Genomic DNA, 17,646 nt, shown 5'->3' with positions numbered 1-17,646 from the left:
GCGCGCGTTACAGCATCATCGCCGCCAACCAACCAAAGCCCAGCAGTGGCAGGTTGTAGTGGATGAAGGTGGGCACCACGGTGTCCCAGATGTGATGGTGCTGCCCATCGACATTCAGGCCCGAGGTGGGGCCCAGGGTTGAGTCCGAAGCGGGCGACCCCGCGTCGCCCAATGCCCCGGCGGTGCCGACAATGCATACCGTGGCAATAGGGTCAAAACCAAGCTGCACGCACAGTGGCACGAAGATCGCCGCCAGAATCGGCACGGTGGAGAACGACGAACCGATCCCCATGGTTACCAGCAGGCCCACCAGCAACATCAGCAGCGCACCCACGCCCTTGCTGTGGCCGATCCACTGCGCCGACGCCTCGACCAGCCCCTTCACTTCGCCCGTCGCCTTGAGCACCTCGGCAAAGCCTGAGGCGGCGATCATGATGAAGCCGATCATCGCCATCATCTTCATGCCTTCGGTAAACACGTCGTCGCTGTCTTTCCAGCGCACGATGCCCGACAGCGAGAACACCAGAAAGCCGACCATTGCGCCAATGATCATCGAACCCAGCCATAGCTGCACCGCAAAGGCGACGACGATGCCCAGGGCTGCCACCAGCAAGGTGCGTGGCTGGTACTGCATGCTCACCTGCTCGACCTGCTCGACCCGTTCCAGGTCATAGTCGCGTGGCTTGCGGTAGCTGATGAACACCGCTACCAGCAGGCCGAACAGCATGCCTGCAGCCGGAATGGCCATCGCGTGGGTGACATTGACGCCACTGACATCGACGCCTGCGCGGCTGACGTTGGCCAGCAGAATTTCGTTGAGGAAAATATTACCGAAACCTACCGGCAGGAAGATGTACGGGGTGATCAGGCCGAAGGTCACCACACAGGCAATCAGCCGCCGGTCGATACGCAGGCGCGTCATCACGTACAGCAGCGGCGGGATCAGCAACGGGATGAACGCAATATGAATCGGCAGCACGTTCTGCGACGCCACCGCCACTTGGAGCATCAGGCCGATGATCAGCCATTTCACCATGCGCGCGTTTTGCGCCCCCTGACGGTCGACCTTGGCCAACATCCAATCGGCCAGCGCGTGGGCCAGCCCCGACTTGGCGATCGCCACGGCAAAAGCGCCCAGCAATGCGTAGGACAGCGCAACCGTCGCACCACCGCCCAGGCCACCGTTGAAGGCTTTCAGGGTGCCCTCGATGCCCAGCCCGCCCACCAGGCCGCCGGCCATGGCACCGACAATCAGCGCGATGACCACATGCACGCGGGACAAACTCATGATCAGCATGAGCCCTACCGCAGCTATCACTGCATTCATGAAAACCTCGTTCGACAGACAAAAGAAAAGCGTCCGGCGCCAGGCTGCACACAGGCAGCGGCCGGGACAGGGGGATCTTGTTATGAAGGGCGCACACTCTGAAGCACGAAATAACAGATGTCAAAGCCGTATCCGTCGCGCTTTGTTGTAGGACGAGACCAAAGTCGCAGAGAACTGATTGAACGTTCAATCAAGAAAAACCGAGCATCGCCGATACAATCGGCAGCATTAAAAATTATCAGAAGGGATTTGCCCCCATGCCTGCGCTGCGACAACTCTCGATTCAATGGAAAATCACCCTGCTGGCCGGGCTGTGCCTGGCCAGCATCGTCACCTTGCTGGTCGGCCTGTCGCTGTACCGCATGGACCACAGCTCCGACCTGGTCAAGGCCAGCAGCACCAAGATGCTGGGTGAATCGGCCCAGGCGCGTATCGAAGCCCAGGGCGAGGTGCAGGCACTGAATATCCGTCGCCAGTTCATGGACGCCTATCAGTACGGTGCAGGCTTCGCCCGCCAAGTGCTGTTCCTGCGCGAGCAGGCAGAAAAGCGCTTTCTCGACGCCTACGATCTGCGCCAGGACATGACCGCGCAGGTGCGCGCCGCCCTGCAGGCCAACCCCGACCTGCTCGGGCTGTCGCTGGTGTTCGAGCCCGGTGCGCTGGATGGCAAGGACACGCTGTTCGCCGGGCAGGCGGCGCTTGGCAGCAACGAAACCGGCCGCTTCGCGTTGTACTGGTCACAACCGCGTGCCGGCCAACTGACCTCGATGGCCTTGCCTGAACTGGACATGGCCAATACCGAGGTCGGCCCCAGCGGCCAGCCAGCCAACACGTGGTGGGTATGCCCGCGCAGCACCGGGCAGGTATGCGTGGTAGAGCCCTACTTCTATGACATCGACGGGCAGCGCGTGCTGATGACCAGCATCGTCTTCCCGCTCAAGAGCGACGGCAAGGTAATCGCCACGCTGTCCATCGACATCAACCTCAACAGCCTGCAAGCCCTGAGCGAATCGGCCAGCCGCAGCCTGTACCAAGGCCGCACCACCGTCGGCATTCTCAGCCCAGTCGGGTTGCTGGCAGGCTACAGCGCCGACGCCGACAAACTGGCCCAGCGCCTCGACCAGGTCGACAGCGCCCAAGGCGCTGAACTGGTGCGCAAGCTGGCTGACGGCAAGCTGCAGGTGCTGCACCATCAGCAACAGTTGAAAGTGCTGGCGGCCTTTGAGCCGATCCCAGGCGCCAAACCGTGGGGCGTTTTACTGCAGGTGCCGGACAGCGTGCTCACGGGCCCCGCTGACGCGCTCAAGCAGGAGCTGGATGCGCTCAATACCAGCGGCACCCTGCTGGAACTGGGGCTGGGCCTTGGCGCGGCGATTCTCGGCCTGTTACTGGTGTGGCTGATGGCGCGCACGGTAACCCGGCCGATTCTCGGCGTTGCCGCCATGCTCAAGGACATCGCCAGCGGCGAAGGCGACCTGACCCGCCGCCTGCAATACGACAAACACGACGAACTGGGCGAGCTGGCTGGCTGGTTCAACCGTTTCCTCGACAAGCTGCAGCCGATCATCGCCGACGTGAAACGTTCGGTGCAGGCGGCGCGCAGTACCGCCGACCAGTCCGCCGCTATTGCCGCTGAAACCAGCGCCGGCATGGAGCAGCAGTACCGCCAGGTCGACCAGGTGGCCACTGCCTCCCACGAAATGAGCGCCACCGCCCAGGATGTCGCGCGCAGCGCCGCCCAGGCAGCCCAGGCCGCGCGCGAAGCCGACCTGGCCACCCGCGAGGGCCTGGCGGTCATCGACCACACCACCACGCGCATTGGCGCGCTGGCTGCCGACATGAGCACCGCCATGGGCCAGGTCGAAGGGCTGGCACTCAACAGCGAGAAGATCGGTTCAGTGCTTGAGGTGATCCGCTCGATTGCCGAACAGACCAACCTGCTGGCCCTCAACGCAGCCATCGAAGCCGCCCGCGCCGGTGAAGCCGGGCGCGGCTTTGCCGTGGTCGCCGACGAAGTCCGCAACCTGGCCCGTCGCACCCAGGAGTCGGTGGAGGAAACCCGCCAGGTCATCGAAGCCCTGCAAGCGGGCACCCAGGAAGTGGTAGGTGCCATGGACAGCAGCCACCGCCAGGCCCAGGGCGGTGTCGAGCAGGTTGGCCAGGCGGTCACCGCCTTGCAGCGCATCGGCCAGGCCGTGACGGTGATCACCGACATGAACCTGCAGATTGCCAGCGCTGCCGAGGAGCAAAGCGCGGTGGCCGAGGAGATCAACCACAACGTCGCCACCATCCGCGATGTCACCGAGTCGCTGTCTGGCCAGGCCAACGAGTCGGCGCGGGTCAGCCAGTCGCTCAACAGCCTGGCCAACCAGCAGCAGGGGCTGATGGATCAATTCCGCGTCTGATCCAACGCCCGGCGCGTGCTGCGCCCGCTCAGGCGGGGCAGCACTTCCCTGCCCCTCTGCTTGCCAGCCCGGCAGAGGCCCCGGACAATGTTGCGAACAGCTCATTGCGGAGCCGCTGCCCGTGTCCCTCAAAGCCTTGCGCACCCTGGTCACCATTGCCCGCCACGGCACCTTCGCCCGTGCCGCCGACTTGCTCAGCCTCACGCCCTCAGCGGTCAGCCTGCACATCAAGGCGCTGGAGGACGAACTGCAGGTCGCGCTGTTCGACCGTAGCCGGCGCCAAGTGGTGCTGACCGAAGCCGGGCAACTGGCAGTGGCTCGCGCCGAGAGCATCCTGGCCGCCTACGACGAGCTGGCCGACACCCTTGCCAGCGGCCCGAGCCTGCGCGGGCGGCTGCGTATCGGCGCGATTCACACCGTCCTGGCGCGGCGCCTGCCCAAGGCGCTGGTATGGATCAAGGCGCACCATCCGCTGCTGCACGTAAGCGTGGTGTCGGGTATGTCTGCCGAGCTTGCCAGGCGCGTCGAAGACGGCGAGCTGGACGCGGCGATTACCACCGAACCGGTAAGCCCCTACCCGCAGAGCTTGCAGTACACCGCCTTGTTCGAGGATCGATTCTGGGCCATCGCCAGCTCCGAGCATGCCGGCCAAAGCCTGCCGGAGCTACTGGCCAACCTGCCGTTCCTGCGTTTTGACAAGCGCGCCTGGGCTGGCCGGCAGATCGAGCAGGAGCTGCGCCGTCAGCGCTTGCAGGTCAGCGAGCAGATGGAGCTGGACAGCCAGGAGGCGCTGGCACACATGGCCGCGATGGGCCTGGGCGTGGCGGTGATCCCGGTCAGTGATGATGACCTGCAGCGGCTTCCGGCGGCGACCATCCTGCCCTTCGGCGAACCGCAGCTGACCCGCCGGGTGGTATTGCTGGAGCACGAAAAGAGCCAGCGCCGGCATTTGAGCGCGGTGCTGAGAACCGCGCTCGGGGCGTAGGCGCGGCCTGGCCGCTTGTGAACGACTCTGCGAGGGTTGATTTTTTCTCAACGGTAAATGCAGAAAACAGCGTTTTTTCTGCTCATTCCCCTACGCTACCCTGTGCCGGTACCCGACCACGGACCGTCGCCCATGCTTGACCTGCTGCTAACCACCCTCGTCCCGATCATTCTCCTTATCGCCTTAGGCACCTGGCTGCGGCTGCGCGGTTTTCTGGCCGAGACCTTCTGGCCAGGCGCCGAGCGGCTGAGCTACTACGTGCTGCTGCCATCGCTGTTCGTGCACGGCATGGCCACCGCCAACCTTGAAGGTGTACCGATATTCGGCATGGTCGGCGTGCTGGTGCTCTCGACGCTGCTCGGCGCAGTGCTGCTGGTGCTGTACCAGGGCGCTGCCAACCACGACGGCGCCGACTTTACCTCAGTGTTCCAAGGCGGCATTCGCTTCAACAACTACATCGGCGCCACCCTTGCCTTTGGCCTCTACGGCAGCGCCGGGATCGCCCTGGCGGCGGTGGCCAACGCGGCCATCGTGCCGCTGGTGAACCTGCTGTGCGTACTGGTGTTCGCCCGCTTCAGCGCCCGCCATAGCTCGCCAGGCACAATTGTGCGGGCGATCTTCGCCAACCCGCTGATCATCGGCTGCGGCCTGGGCATGTTGTTGCGGGTCACAGGCTTAGGCCTGCCGGCAGGGCTGGAGCCCACGGTCGGTGCGCTGGGCAAGGCGGCACTGCCCATGGGTCTGCTGTGTGTCGGTGCAGCGCTGGGCGGCGCGCGGTTTGGGCAACAGGTCAAGCCCATGCTGGCCGCTTCGCTGTTCAAGTTTCTGGTGATGCCCCTGGCCACCTGGGGCTTGTGCCGTATGCTTGGGCTCAGCGGCCAGGCCGCAGTGGTGGCGGTGCTGTACCAGGCGCTGCCGACCGCCTCGTCGTCCTATGTCATGGCGCGGCAGATGGGCGGCAATGCACCATTGATGGCAACCATCATCGCGATGCAAACGGTGCTGGCGGCGGCGACGTTGCCTTTAATGCTGACGTTGACGCTCAATTGAAGCGAGGCGGCTAAACTCACACGCACCCAACCTTGCGGATACCTGATCATGCGTCTCTCTCTGCTACTGTCTGGCGTTGCCCTGGCCCTGTTTGCAGGCTCTATCGCGGCGGCTGACAGCCAAAAGGCCGCCGTTGCCGAAGACAAGGCACAGGTGCTGGAGGAGAAAGTGGTGCAGGACGCACCGCCGCCAAAAAAACAGGAAACCCTGACGCCGACAGAGGTTCAGGCAGTTGACCCGGTTGGGCAGGCGCCGATGGACGACAGCATTACCTGCCTGGCGCGGACCATCTATTGGGAGGCCAAAGGTGCCGATGAGCGCGATATGAGTGCGGTAGCCAGTGTGGTGCTCAACCGGCTAGGGCATGAGGGGTTCCCGGACAGCATCTGCGGTGTGGTCAAGCAGGGTGTCGAGAGCAAGAGCTGCCAGTTTTCCTGGTGGTGCGATGGCCGCCCAGACCAGGTCGAAGAGACCGACCGCTACACGGTAGCCAAGGAGATCGCGCGCAAGGCGCTGAACCAGCAGCTCAAGGACCCTACCGGCGGCGCGCTGTACTTCCATGACCGCAGCGTAAAGCCCGATTGGATCAAGGCCTACCGGCGCACGGCGCAGACCACGCACTTTCTGTTCTACAAGCCCAACCCGGCCTTGGCACGTTGATGTCTTGCCGGCTTTAGTGCCAACCCCGCGCAAGCGCAACGGAACAGCCTGCAGCCCCAACGGTCGACTGTTTGAGACAGCGGTGCGCAACACCGCCCGACCTGGTGGAATGTTCAAACGATGGGGCCAATTGATCACGGTCCATCGCACTTTTTCGATCCACCCTGGTCTACCCCCTCTTTTGCCGTGAACCTTCCGTACGACGGTTCTTCATGGGGACTGCACAACGCCGGGCCAAACGCTCGGTGCTTGTGTAGGATGGGCAGCGCACAACCCGACGCTGCCAGTTACAGGGAGATTCACATGCGCGTCCCATCCGTTGCCTGCCTCTTAGGTGTGTCGCTGGGCCTGCTCGCCTCGGCCGCTGCCCAGGCCATGACCGGCGAAGAGACGCAACTGATCGATACGATCAACAGCTACCGCAGCCAGGCACAGGGCTGTGCGGGCGAAGCGTCGCTGGAGCTGCCTCCGCTGAACAGCGATAACCGCCTGGCGCTGTCGCCAGAGGGCACCCGCGACCTGCAACAAGCGATGAGCCGGGCGGCCTACCCCATGGTCAACGTCCAGGCCATCAGCCTGTCCGGGCCGCGTGATGCCAAGTCCGCCATGAAAGCCATCGAAGAGAGTTTTTGCCAGGTGGTGCTCGACCCGCAGTTTGTCGATATCGGCGTCAGCCAAGAGGGCCGCGACTGGCGTATCGTGCTCGCCCGGCCGCTGCTCAGTGGGCGCCTGGGCGACTGGCAGGCCGAAGGCCAGAAGCTGCTGCAAGAGGTGAACGCCGCACGTAACGTACCGCGCCAGTGCGGTGGGCAACCCTTCCCGGCCGCCCCGGCGCTTGCCTGGAACACCACGCTGGCCGGTGTTGCCGCCAACCACACCCGCAACATGGCCAACCAGAACTTCTTCGACCATCTGGACCGCGACGGCCGCACCCCAGGCGACCGCGCCGAGCTTGCCGGCTACCAGTACCGGCAGATCGGCGAAAACATCGCAGCGGGCCGCGACAGCGCGCGCAAGGTGGTCGATGGTTGGCTGGCCAGCCCTGGGCACTGCGCCACGTTGATGAACCCCGACTACCGCGAACTGGGTGCCGCCTACGCCGTGGACCCGAAAAGCGATGCCGGGATCTACTGGACCGGCTTGTTCGGCACCGCGCAATAGGCAGATAACTGTGCAGGCCTGTTCCGCCCTCATCGCAGGCTGGCGCCAGCTCCCACAGGGGACCGGGTCAGCTGCGATATTGGCACTTGACTCAATTCCTGTGGGAGATTCTATGGTTTCGGGCAAGTCGCTTTTGATTGTGTAGGAGCGGCCTTGTGTCGCGAAAGGGCTGCGAAGCAGCCCCAGCGATTCTGGTGGTTGCTCAGATCCTGGGGCTGCTTCGCAGCCCTTTCGCGACACAAGGCCGCTCCTACACTGACCGCGTAAACGGCACCGATATAGCGACAAGCCACATTCTGTGAGAGCTGGCGCCAGCCTGCGATGAGGCCGGTGCAGGGTCGTACAAAACCACGGAATCCCCCACTTCTGATGTAAATCAGCAGGCTGTGCGCCCACCGCGCAGCGAAACCAGCAAAAACAACGCCAGCGCCAGCGCCGGCAGCCCTGCCCCCAGCATCGCCACACCGCTCCAGCCAAACTGGCTGTACACCGCGCTGGCCATCGCCGAGCCCAGCGCACCACCGAGGAAGATGCTGGTCATGTACAGCGCATTAAGCCGCCCACGGCTGGCAGGGTCCAGGGCATAGACCTCACGCTGCCCGATCACCATGTTCATCTGCACGGCAAAATCCAGCAGCACCCCGGTCAGGGCCAGCCCGATCACTCCAGCCCCCGGCGCGCTCAGCCCCAGCAGAAGGGCCAAAGGGGCCAGGGCCATCGCCAGCAACGAGCCGCGCCGCGCGTGGCCGGCATCGGCAAGGCGCCCTGCCAGCGGCGCTGCCACTGCGCCCACCGCCCCCACCAAGGCAAACAGCGCAATCTGGCTTTGCGACAGCCCATGCTCACCGGCAAGCGCCAGCGGCACGGCGGTCCAGTACAGGCTGAAGGCTGCGAACATCAACGCTTGGTACAGCGAACGCTGGCGCAACACCGGGTAACGGCGCAGCAGCACCAGCAAGGACGCCATCAGCCCGGCATAGCTGGCTTTGTGTTCAGGCACACGGCGCGGCAGGGTCAGAGCCAGCAACACGATGATCGCCAACATCACACCCGCAGCCCCGACAAACACCGCGCGCCAGCCAAAATGGTCCGCCACCAGGCTCGACAGCGGCCGCGCCAGCAAGATGCCCAGCAGCAACCCACCCATGATATTGCCCACCACCCGGCCACGTTGCTGCTCAGGCGCCAGGTGCGCCGCCAGCGGGATCAGCATTTGCACCGCTACCGAACTGAAGCCGATCAGCAACGCATAGCCGAGAAACAGTTGCCCCTGCCCATGACCGCTGGTGCCGGCCAGTAGCAAGCTGACGGTCGCCAGCACCGCCGTGGCGATCATTAACCGACGGTTCTCCACCAGGTCTGCCAGCGGCACCAGCAGCAGCAAGCCCAGCGCATAGCCAAGCTGGGTGAGCGAGACGATCCAACTGGCGTGCTCGGGGCTCAGCCCCAGGTCAGGTGCGATCAGCCCGACTATCGGCTGGGCGTAGTAGATATTGGCGACGATGGCGCCGCAACAGAACGCCAGCAGCGTCACCAGGGCGCGGCTCAGGCCCTGGGCCGACGGCTGCGCGGCAGCGGTTGAAGAATTCATCACAGTTAGCCTCGGTGGACGGGGAAAGTGCTGCCATGGTCGCGCAAGCGGGCGTTGCGCAGAATCCAGCCATAGCGCAACAGGCCGTTGCGCTGTACGCAACGCTCAGCGCTTCAGCAGCGCCTCGCAGAACTTCACAAACGCCATTACCCGCCGCGAGCCCCGGTGGTTGGGCAGGTACAACGCATTGATCGTCGCACTGGCGGCCCCCGGGCTGACTTCCCAATCGCTGAACAGCCGCTGCAAGCGCCCTGCCGCAACGTCTTCGCGTACCAGCCAGTCGGCCAGCAAGGCCACGCCGGTGCCGGCGATGGCCGCTTCGCGCAGCAGGTCGGCATTGGCACTGCGCAACGGGCCGCTGACATCCAGCTCCACGTCCTGGCCATCACCGCGCAAGCGCCAAGGCCGGGCCGACTGCCCGTAACGAAAGCGCAGGCAGGCGCAATCTGCCAGTTGCCTGGGGTGCTCAAGCGCTGGGCGTTGCGCAAGGTAGCCAGGGCTTGCCACCAGCCAGCGCTCGAAGCGCCCGAGCGGCCGGCATACCAGCTCATCGCTGGGTGCCGGCTCGCCCAGGCGGATGGTCAAGTCATAGCGGCCATCGAGCAGGTCGTCGAAGCGGTCGCTGAGGTCGATGTCCAGTTCAAGGCCGGGGTGCTGCGCCAGAAACCCGCCCAGGTGCGGCGCAATGACTCGCCGGCCGAACTCGACCGGCAAGCACAGCCGCAACACCCCGACAGGCTCTTCGCCACGGTCGCCGACCCGCGCGTCGGCTTCGGCCAGGGCCTCGAGAATGTCCCGCGCACGCTGGTAATAACTGGCGCCCGCCTCGGTCAGGCTGACCTGGCGCGTCGAGCGGTTGAGCAAGGTCGCGCCCAACTGCGCCTCCAGCGCATCGACCAGGCGCGTCACCGACGAGGTCGCAACACCCTGCCGGCGCGCAGCCGCCGAAAAGCCTTGGGCTTCGACCGTGGCCATGAACGCCTTGATCGCGAGCAGCTTGTCCATGTGAACGTCCGTGGGGGCAAAGCCCGAAACCTTCCTACAAACCAGGCCGGGAATCAACTGCACAGGCCAAGGCCGGTTTAACGCAGCGGGCCTGGACCAAGGTCGCAAGCCCGCAATTTTTCGTTCGATAAACGAACAGTGCTTTTCGTACCGCTAGCCAAGCAGATCTACACTTTTAGCAACGTAATCAGTAGTTCCGCCCTGCGACAATCAGTCCCGAAGTAAAATGTACCAACTTGTTAATTAGCTTGCTAAGCGTTTAAACTCCGGCGCATTCCACCTGCGAGATCCTTGGCATGAAAGACAACCCGCGCGCCTCTGGCGCCTGCACAATCATCCTGGTCGGCCTGGGCGTTATCGTCGCCCTGCTCGGCCTGCTCCTGGCCGCTGGCGGTATCAAGCTGGCAGGCCTTGGCGGCTCTTGGTACTTCCTGGTCGGCGGCTTGGCCATGGCCATTTCCGGCATTCTCATTGCGCGGCGCAAAAAAGCCGGTGCCTGGCTGTATGCAGCCTTTTTGCTCGGTACGCTGATCTGGGCCCTGGCCGACGTAGGCCTGGTGTTCTGGCCGCTGTTCTCGCGCCTGTTCATGTTTGCCGCCATCGGCATGGTCGTGGCGTTGGTCTACCCGCAGCTTGCCGGCAACCGCGGCCGTAGCGCCTATGGCGTTGCCGCTGTACTGGCCGTGGCGCTGGTGGTTGCCGTGGGCAACATGTTCGTCGCCCACCCAAGCGTCGCCCCCACCGGTAAAGGCCCCGGGCTGACCCCGGTCGAGGCCGGCAAGGAACAGAAGGACTGGGCACACTACGGCAACACCGAGGGCGGTAGCCGCTTCGCGGCGCTGGACCAGATCAACCGTGGCAACGTCGACAAGCTCAAGGTGGCCTGGACCTACCATACCGGTGACGTGGCGATCAGCGACGGCAACGGCGCCGAGGACCAGCTGACCCCACTGCAGGTGGGCGACAAGGTGTTCATCTGCACCCCGCACAACAACCTCATCGCCCTCGATGCCGACACCGGCAAAGAGCTGTGGAAGAACGCGATCAACGCCCAGTCCAAGGTCTGGCAGCGTTGCCGCGGCATGGCCTACTTCGACGCTACCGCGCCGCTGGCCCAGCCCACTCAACCAAACAGCTCGCCGGTCACCGGCGCAGCGGTTGCCGCTGGCGCCAACTGCCAGCGCCGCCTGCTGACCAACACCATCGACGGCCGCCTGATTGCCGTCGATGCCGACACCGGCGCGTTCTGCCAGGGCTTCGGCGACAATGGCCAGGTCAACCTGATGGCCGGGCTGGGTAACGTGCCCGATTCCTACTACCAGCTGTCGTCCGCCCCACTGATCGCCGGCACCACCGTGGTGGTTGGCGGGCGTGTGGCCGACAACGTCCAGACCGACATGCCAGGCGGTGTGATCCGTGGCTTCGACGTGATCACTGGGCAAATGCGCTGGGCATTCGACCCAGGCAACCCAGAGCAGCGCAGCGCGCCTGAGGGCGACAGCACCTACGTGCGCAGCACCCCGAACAGTTGGGCGCCGATGTCCTACGACCCGGCGATGAACACCGTGTTCCTGCCGATGGGCTCCTCGTCCACCGACATTTATGGTGTCGAGCGCAACCAGCTGGACCACACCTACGGCGCCTCGGTGCTGGCCCTGGACGCCACCACCGGCAACCAGAAGTGGGTCTACCAGACCGTGCACAACGACCTCTGGGACTTCGACCTGCCGATGCAGCCCAGCCTGATCGACTTCACCAAGGATGACGGCCAGACCGTCCCTGCGGTGGTGATCGGCACCAAGGCCGGGCAGATCTACGTGCTCGACCGCGCCACTGGCAAGCCGCTGACCCAGGTCGACGAAGTGCCGGTAAAGCCAAGCAACATCCCCAACGAGCCGTACTCGCCAACCCAGCCGAAATCGGTCGGCATGCCGCAGATCGGCGCACAGACCCTGACCGAGTCGGACATGTGGGGCGCCACCCCGTATGACCAGTTGCTGTGCCGTATCGACTTCAAGAAGATGCGCTACGACGGCCTGTACACTGCGCCCGGCACCGACCTGTCGCTGAGCTTCCCAGGCTCGCTGGGCGGCATGAACTGGGGCAGCCTGTCCACCGACCCGGTGCATGGCTTCATCTTCGTCAACGACATGCGCCTGGGCCTGTGGATCCAGATTATCCCGTCGCAGAACAAAGGCAGTGCTGCCGGCGGTGGTGAAGCGCTGAACACCGGTATGGGCGCCGTACCGCTCCAAGGCACGCCATACGCGGTGAACAAGAACCGCTTCCTGTCGGTGGCCGGCATCCCGTGCCAGGCGCCGCCATTCGGCACCCTTACCGCCATTGACATGAAGACCCGCCAGATCGCCTGGCAGGTCCCGGTCGGCACCGTCGAGGACACCGGGCCCCTGGGCATCCGCATGCACCTGCCGATCAAGATCGGCCTGCCAACCCTGGGCGGCACGCTCTCGACCCAAGGCGGCCTGGTGTTCATCGCCGGCACCCAGGACTTCTACCTGCGCGCCTACGACAGCAGCAACGGCAGCGAAATCTGGAAGGCCCGCCTGCCAGTTGGCAGCCAAGGCGGCCCAATGACCTATGTTTCGCCGAAAACCGGCAAGCAGTATGTGGTGATCACCGCTGGTGGTGCGCGCCAGTCGACTGACCGTGGCGACTACGTGATTTCTTACGCACTGCCGTAAGCGACGACGCCATCGCGGGGCAGGCCCGTTCCCACAGGATGTGCACTGCCTTTGCAATGGCGCGGTGCTTGTGGGGGCTGGCTTGCACGCGAAGAGGCCCTGAACGATTCGACGAGACTTAGCAATGCCATCCGCAATTCGCCTTACCCCCACTGCCCTGCTGCTGGCCCTGGCCAGCACCGGCGCCTTCGCCGACACCGACCTGCTGACCCGCGACACCCTTACCGGCGACTGGAGCGGCCTGCGCCATCAGCTCGAACAAGACGGCGTCAAAGTTACCGGCGACTACAGTGGCGAAACCGCCTACAACGCTCACGGCGGCCTGCACCGCTCGGCGCGCTATTCGCAGAACATCAAGCTGGGCGTGCAGTTCGACCTGTCCAAACTGTACGGCCTGGACAACGCCGGCAAGGTCCAGCTGACCATCAACGACCGCCGCGGCAACAGCGCCTCCGAAGAACTGGTGGGCAACCGCCTGCCGATCCAGGAAAACTACGGTGGCCTGTACACCCGCCTGACCGAACTGAGCTACGAACGCACCCTGTTCACGCCGGCACTCAACGTCAAGCTCGGCTACATGGCCATGGGCAACGACCTGGGCGGCCTGGACAGCGGCATCCTGTGCAACTTCATGAACGCCGGGTTCTGCGGCCACCCACTGAACATGTCCGGTGGCAGCGGCTGGACCAATTACCCCAACGCCCACCTCGGCGGGCGGATCAAATACGACTTTTCGCCGGCCTGGCAACTGCGCGTAGCGGCGTTCAATGTCGACCCGCAAAGCAACGGCAATTCGAGCCGTGCCTGGCACCTTGGCCCCAAGCACACCACCGGCACCGTGGTGCCGGTGGAGCTGGTGTACAAGCGCCTGGCGGAGCTTGCGGGTGAGTACAAGCTGGGCTACTACTACGACAGCTCCAACGTCAAACGCATCGGCAGCAGCAAGGAAGTCGCTGGCCGGGGCGGCCATTACCTGTTGATCGACCAGGCGGTGTGGAACGACCCGGCCATGCCGGGGCGCAGCCTGCATGCCTTTGGCCAGTATTCGGCCTCCAGTGAAGCGGCCTCGCCGTTCACCAAGTGGTATGGCACAGGCGTTGTGCTGTACAAGCCGTTCGCCAACCGCCCCCGCGACACCGTGGCCCTGGGCTATGGCCGCGCCGTGCAGAACCCGCGCAGTCGCGACGTGCTGCAAGAGGCGGCGTTCGATGCAGGGCAACCGTTCCCCAACATCGATGGCGCCGAGCAGCTGATCGAGTTGAGCTACGGCTACCAGGCAACGCCTTGGCTGAACCTGCGCCCGGACGTGCAGTACATCGTCGAGCCGGGGGCGTTTTCCGGCAAGGACATCGACAATGCGCTGGTGCTCGGGCTGCAGGTCAAGGCCAGTTTCTAAGCCAGCACCGCTGTCTTTTCGGGCCGCTTTGCGGCCCATCGCGGCGCAATGCCGCTCCTACAGGCATGCGCCAACCTGCTTTGCGCGCCGCAAGCAGCCCCGAGCTATTCAATAACTAAAGTCATGCCCCAACTGCCCTTGCATCCAGTCCAGAAACCGCCGCACCCGCGGCAACTCTGCATGCCCGCGCGGGAACACCAGATGGTGGGCGCTGACCGGGCTGGCTCGCTCGGCACCGAACACCGGCTGCAGCTGCCGGCGCTCGATATAGTCCTGGGCCAGCAACGAGCTTTCCAGCGCCAGCCCATAGCCGTGGCTGGCCGCCTCAAGGCTCATGTACGAACGGTCGAAGCTCAGCGCATACGGCGCCTGCGGTAACGACACGCCCTGCTGGGCAAACCACTGCGGCCACTGCACCAGCGCCGCTTCCGAAAGAATCAGGTTATGCCCGAGCAGGTCAGCCGGTTGCGCGATCGGCTGGCGCGCCAGCAGCGCCGGTGATGCCAGCACCGTCGCCTGCTCATGGCGAATGGTACGCACCTCAAGGCTCGGCCAGTTGGGGTAGCCATGGCGGATATCGAGGTCAATCTGGTTACGCCCAAAATGCAACGACTCGTACGAACACGACAGGTTGATCTGGATATCCGGGTGGCTCAGGCGAAACCGCTCAAGACGCGGCAGCAGCCACAGCAAGCCGAAGCTTGGCGCCGAGTGCAGACGCAGGCAATCGAACCCCACGGCGCTGCCGGCGCGCTCGGTGGCACTGGCCAGGTTTTGCAGCAAGCCGCTGACCTCACGCAGGTATTGCTCGCCAGCCGGGGTCAATTGCACGCCCTTGGCGCTGCGTAAAAACAGCGGGCGGCCGATCAGCGCCTCCAGGTTGGCGATCTGATGGCTGACGGCTGACGGGGTCAGGTTCAGTTGTTCGGCAGCGCGTGCGACGTTGCCAAACCGCGCCGCTTGCTCGAAGGCCTGAATCGCTTTCAGCGGTGGCAGCTGCAAGGGTTTGTTGCCAGGGTGGTGATTCATCGGTCTACCTGCGGGTTCCGTGGCCTTAAGCGTGGCGCGTTACTGTGCCGTGATCGCACGCAACTGCCCAGTACTGAATTTTTTTCAGCATAGGCTGAAGCCCACGTCGTTGCCCGCCCCTCTCGCCCAGACCAAGCTGTGGCCAACGGTTCTGCCTGGACCGCCCATAAAAACAATCACCCGGAGCACTCCCATGCTACTCGAAGGCAAGATTGCAATCGTTACCGGCGCAGCGTCTGCCCGCGGCATTGGCCGCGCCACTGCCCAGACGTTCGCCGCCCACGGCGCCAAAGTGGTTATCCTCGACCTTGACCTCAACGCCGCCCGCAGCGCCGCCGCCGAACTTGGCGAAGGCCACCTGGGCCTGGCCGCCAACGTCGCCGACCAGGCCCAGGTCCGCGATGCCGTAGCTCAGGTACTGGCGCAGTTCGGCCGCATCGATGTGCTGGTCAACAACGCCGGCATCACCCAGCCGGTGAAAACCCTGGACATCACCAACGCAGACTTCGACCGCATCGTCGACGTCAACCTGCGCGGCACCCTGCTGATGTCCCAGGCGGTGATCCCGACCATGCGCAGCCAACGCAGCGGCAGCATCATCTGCATGTCGTCGGTTTCGGCGCAGCGCGGCGGCGGCATCTTCGGCGGCCCGCACTACAGCGCCGCCAAGGCCGGCGTACTGGGCCTGGGCAAGGCCATGGCGCGCGAACTTGGCCCTGACAATGTGCGGGTCAACGCCATCACCCCAGGCCTGATCCACACCGATATCACCGGCGGTCTGCTGCAGGACGAACGCCGCCACGCGATTATCGAAGGTATTCCCCTGGGCCGCCTGGGCGAGGCGCGCGACGTTGCCAACGCGGCGCTATTCCTGGCCAGCGACCTGTCGAGCTACCTTACCGGCATCACCCTGGACGTGAACGGGGGCATGCTGATCCACTGATCGCAACAGCCCGATGTTTCGCATCTGAGCCCCGCCTGGGCGGGGCAATCGATAACAACAAGAGATCAGATCGACATGACCACCCTCACTCTCGACGCGGCCGCCACCGCGCGCAGCGCTGCCTATCGCAAGACAGCCTGGCGGCTGATGCCGTTCCTGATGCTGTGCTACCTGTGCGCCTACCTTGACCGGGTCAACGTCGGCTTCGCCAAGCTGCAGATGATGGACGACCTGGCGCTGTCGGAAACCGTCTACGGCCTGGGCGCCGGGATGTTCTTCATTGGCTATTTCCTCTGCGAAGTGCCGAGCAACATCGTGCTGCACAAGGTCGGCGCTCGGCGCTGGATCGCCCGCATCATGATCACCTGGGGCATCATCTCGGCGCTGTTCGCCTTCGTCGAGACGGCCTGGCAGTTCTACGTGCTGCGCTTCTTCCTCGGTGTTGCCGAAGCAGGCCTGGCGCCTGGCCTGCTGCTGTACCTGACCTATTGGTTCCCGTCCTACCGCCGGGCCAAGATGACCGCCCTGTGGTTCATCGCCATCCCCCTATCGGGCATGGTCGGCGGGCCGTTGTCGGGCTGGATCATGGAGCGCTTTGCCGGTGTGCACGGTTGGGCGGGCTGGCAGTGGATGTTCGTGCTGGAGGCGATACCAACCGTACTGGTGGGCTTCCTGGTGCTCAGCTACCTCAAGGATGGCGTCGACCAGGCCACCTGGCTGACTGCCGATGAAAAAGCCCTGATGCGCAAGGAACTGGCCGAGGACGACAAGCACAAGGTGCAGCACGGTTCGGTCGGCGATTTCATTCGCGACCGACGCCTGTGGCTGCTGGCGGGTATCTACTTCTGCGTGGTCATGGGCCAGTACGCCATTACCTTCTGGCTGCCCACCCTGGTGCGCAATGCCGGGGTCAGTGAACCGCTGCACATCGGCCTGCTCACCAGCCTGCCGTACTGCTGCGCAATCGTCGCCATGTTGCTGGCCGGGCGCAGCGGAGACCGCCATCGTGAACGCCGCTGGCACCTGGCAATTCCGATGCTGGCGGGCGCCTTGGGCTTGAGCCTGGCGGCGGTGTTCGCCAGCCACTTGAGCCTGTCGATCCTCAGCCTGTGCCTGGCCGCAGCCGGCATCCTCTCGGCCTCATCGCTGTTCTGGATGCTGCCCACTACCTTGCTCGGCGGCGTGTCGGCGGCAGCCGGCATCGCAGCGGTGAACAGCTTTGCCAACCTGGCCGGGTTCTGCTCGCCATTTTTGATCGGCTGGGTCACCAGCAGCCTGGGCAGCAACGCCGTCGGCATGTACCTGATCACCGGCGTGCTGGTGTTCGGCGCGCTGTTGGTCATGCGTGTACCGGCCAGCCTGGTCAACCGTTAATTCCCCAAGGAGTCACCC

The 17,646-nt window shown here is 64.5% G+C and carries 13 protein-coding genes and 1 pseudogene; 10 read left to right on the top strand and 4 right to left on the bottom strand.

What is annotated here, in order from left to right; translation table 11 throughout:
- Nucleotides 1–7: 7 nt before the first annotated feature.
- Nucleotides 8–1,327, bottom strand: coding sequence for a Na+/H+ antiporter family protein (locus tag HU719_RS20060; protein WP_186537008.1), 1,320 nt, complete (start codon nt 1,325–1,327; stop codon nt 8–10).
- 257 nt (nt 1,328–1,584) lie between these two features.
- Between HU719_RS20060 and HU719_RS23980 the strand changes: the two are divergent.
- The 6 genes and pseudogenes from HU719_RS23980 to HU719_RS20035 form a co-directional block, all read left to right on the top strand.
- Nucleotides 1,585–2,874 (top strand): annotated as a pseudogene (locus HU719_RS23980) (methyl-accepting chemotaxis protein); the annotation flags it as partial.
- A gap of 102 nt (nt 2,875–2,976) precedes the next feature.
- Complete coding sequence (locus tag HU719_RS23975; protein WP_437179694.1) at nt 2,977–3,732, top strand: methyl-accepting chemotaxis protein; 756 nt, start codon at nt 2,977–2,979, stop codon at nt 3,730–3,732.
- A 121-nt stretch (nt 3,733–3,853) separates the two neighbouring features.
- Complete coding sequence (locus tag HU719_RS20050; protein ID WP_186520672.1) at nt 3,854–4,717, top strand: LysR substrate-binding domain-containing protein; 864 nt, start codon at nt 3,854–3,856, stop codon at nt 4,715–4,717.
- A gap of 132 nt (nt 4,718–4,849) precedes the next feature.
- Entirely contained in the window at nt 4,850–5,767 is a 918-nt protein-coding gene (locus HU719_RS20045) for an AEC family transporter (protein ID WP_186520671.1), read from the top strand.
- A 48-nt stretch (nt 5,768–5,815) separates the two neighbouring features.
- On the top strand, nt 5,816–6,427 hold the full coding sequence (locus tag HU719_RS20040) for a cell wall hydrolase (protein WP_186537010.1): 612 nt from the start codon (nt 5,816–5,818) through the stop codon (nt 6,425–6,427).
- Between the two features lie 303 nt (nt 6,428–6,730).
- The gene (locus HU719_RS20035; RefSeq protein WP_186520669.1) at nt 6,731–7,588 is read left to right on the top strand and encodes a CAP domain-containing protein; all 858 of its coding nucleotides are present in this window, start codon (nt 6,731–6,733) and stop codon (nt 7,586–7,588) included.
- Between the two features lie 376 nt (nt 7,589–7,964).
- Here HU719_RS20035 and HU719_RS20030 read toward each other — a convergent pair whose 3' ends face one another.
- Nucleotides 7,965–9,179 carry an MFS transporter gene (locus HU719_RS20030; protein WP_186537371.1) on the bottom strand — a complete coding sequence of 405 codons (1,215 nt, stop codon included), beginning with the start codon at nt 9,177–9,179 and terminating at the stop codon, nt 7,965–7,967.
- Nucleotides 9,180–9,284: 105 nt separating this feature from the next.
- Nucleotides 9,285–10,184, bottom strand: a complete 900-nt coding sequence (locus HU719_RS20025) for a LysR family transcriptional regulator (protein ID WP_186537372.1) — start codon at nt 10,182–10,184, stop codon at nt 9,285–9,287.
- A gap of 296 nt (nt 10,185–10,480) precedes the next feature.
- On the opposite strand from HU719_RS20025, the gene HU719_RS20020 reads away from it, so the two are divergent.
- Together HU719_RS20020 and HU719_RS20015 are read left to right on the top strand one after the other, a co-directional pair.
- Nucleotides 10,481–12,886, top strand: coding sequence for a glucose/quinate/shikimate family membrane-bound PQQ-dependent dehydrogenase (locus HU719_RS20020; protein WP_186537373.1), 2,406 nt, complete (start codon nt 10,481–10,483; stop codon nt 12,884–12,886).
- A gap of 124 nt (nt 12,887–13,010) precedes the next feature.
- Nucleotides 13,011–14,282: a carbohydrate porin gene (locus tag HU719_RS20015; protein WP_186537374.1), complete on the top strand. Its 1,272-nt coding sequence runs from the start codon at nt 13,011–13,013 to the stop codon at nt 14,280–14,282.
- A 108-nt stretch (nt 14,283–14,390) separates the two neighbouring features.
- On the opposite strand, the gene HU719_RS20010 is transcribed toward HU719_RS20015, so the two are convergent.
- Nucleotides 14,391–15,311 (bottom strand): LysR substrate-binding domain-containing protein, encoded by a 921-nt coding sequence (locus tag HU719_RS20010; protein WP_186537375.1) that lies wholly within the window; start codon nt 15,309–15,311, stop codon nt 14,391–14,393.
- 193 nt (nt 15,312–15,504) lie between these two features.
- On the opposite strand from HU719_RS20010, the gene HU719_RS20005 reads away from it, so the two are divergent.
- On the top strand, nt 15,505–16,254 hold the full coding sequence (locus tag HU719_RS20005) for an SDR family NAD(P)-dependent oxidoreductase (protein WP_186523200.1): 750 nt from the start codon (nt 15,505–15,507) through the stop codon (nt 16,252–16,254).
- Between the two features lie 75 nt (nt 16,255–16,329).
- The gene (locus HU719_RS20000; protein WP_186523201.1) at nt 16,330–17,628 is read left to right on the top strand and encodes an MFS transporter; all 1,299 of its coding nucleotides are present in this window, start codon (nt 16,330–16,332) and stop codon (nt 17,626–17,628) included.
- Nucleotides 17,629–17,646: the final 18 nt, after the last annotated feature.

The organism is Pseudomonas farsensis, assembly GCF_014268805.2.
GTDB classification, from domain to species: Bacteria; Pseudomonadota; Gammaproteobacteria; order Pseudomonadales; family Pseudomonadaceae; genus Aquipseudomonas; species Aquipseudomonas farsensis.
The sequence above is the reverse complement of the archived record's forward strand: the minus strand, read 5'-3'. Positions and strand labels throughout refer to the sequence as shown.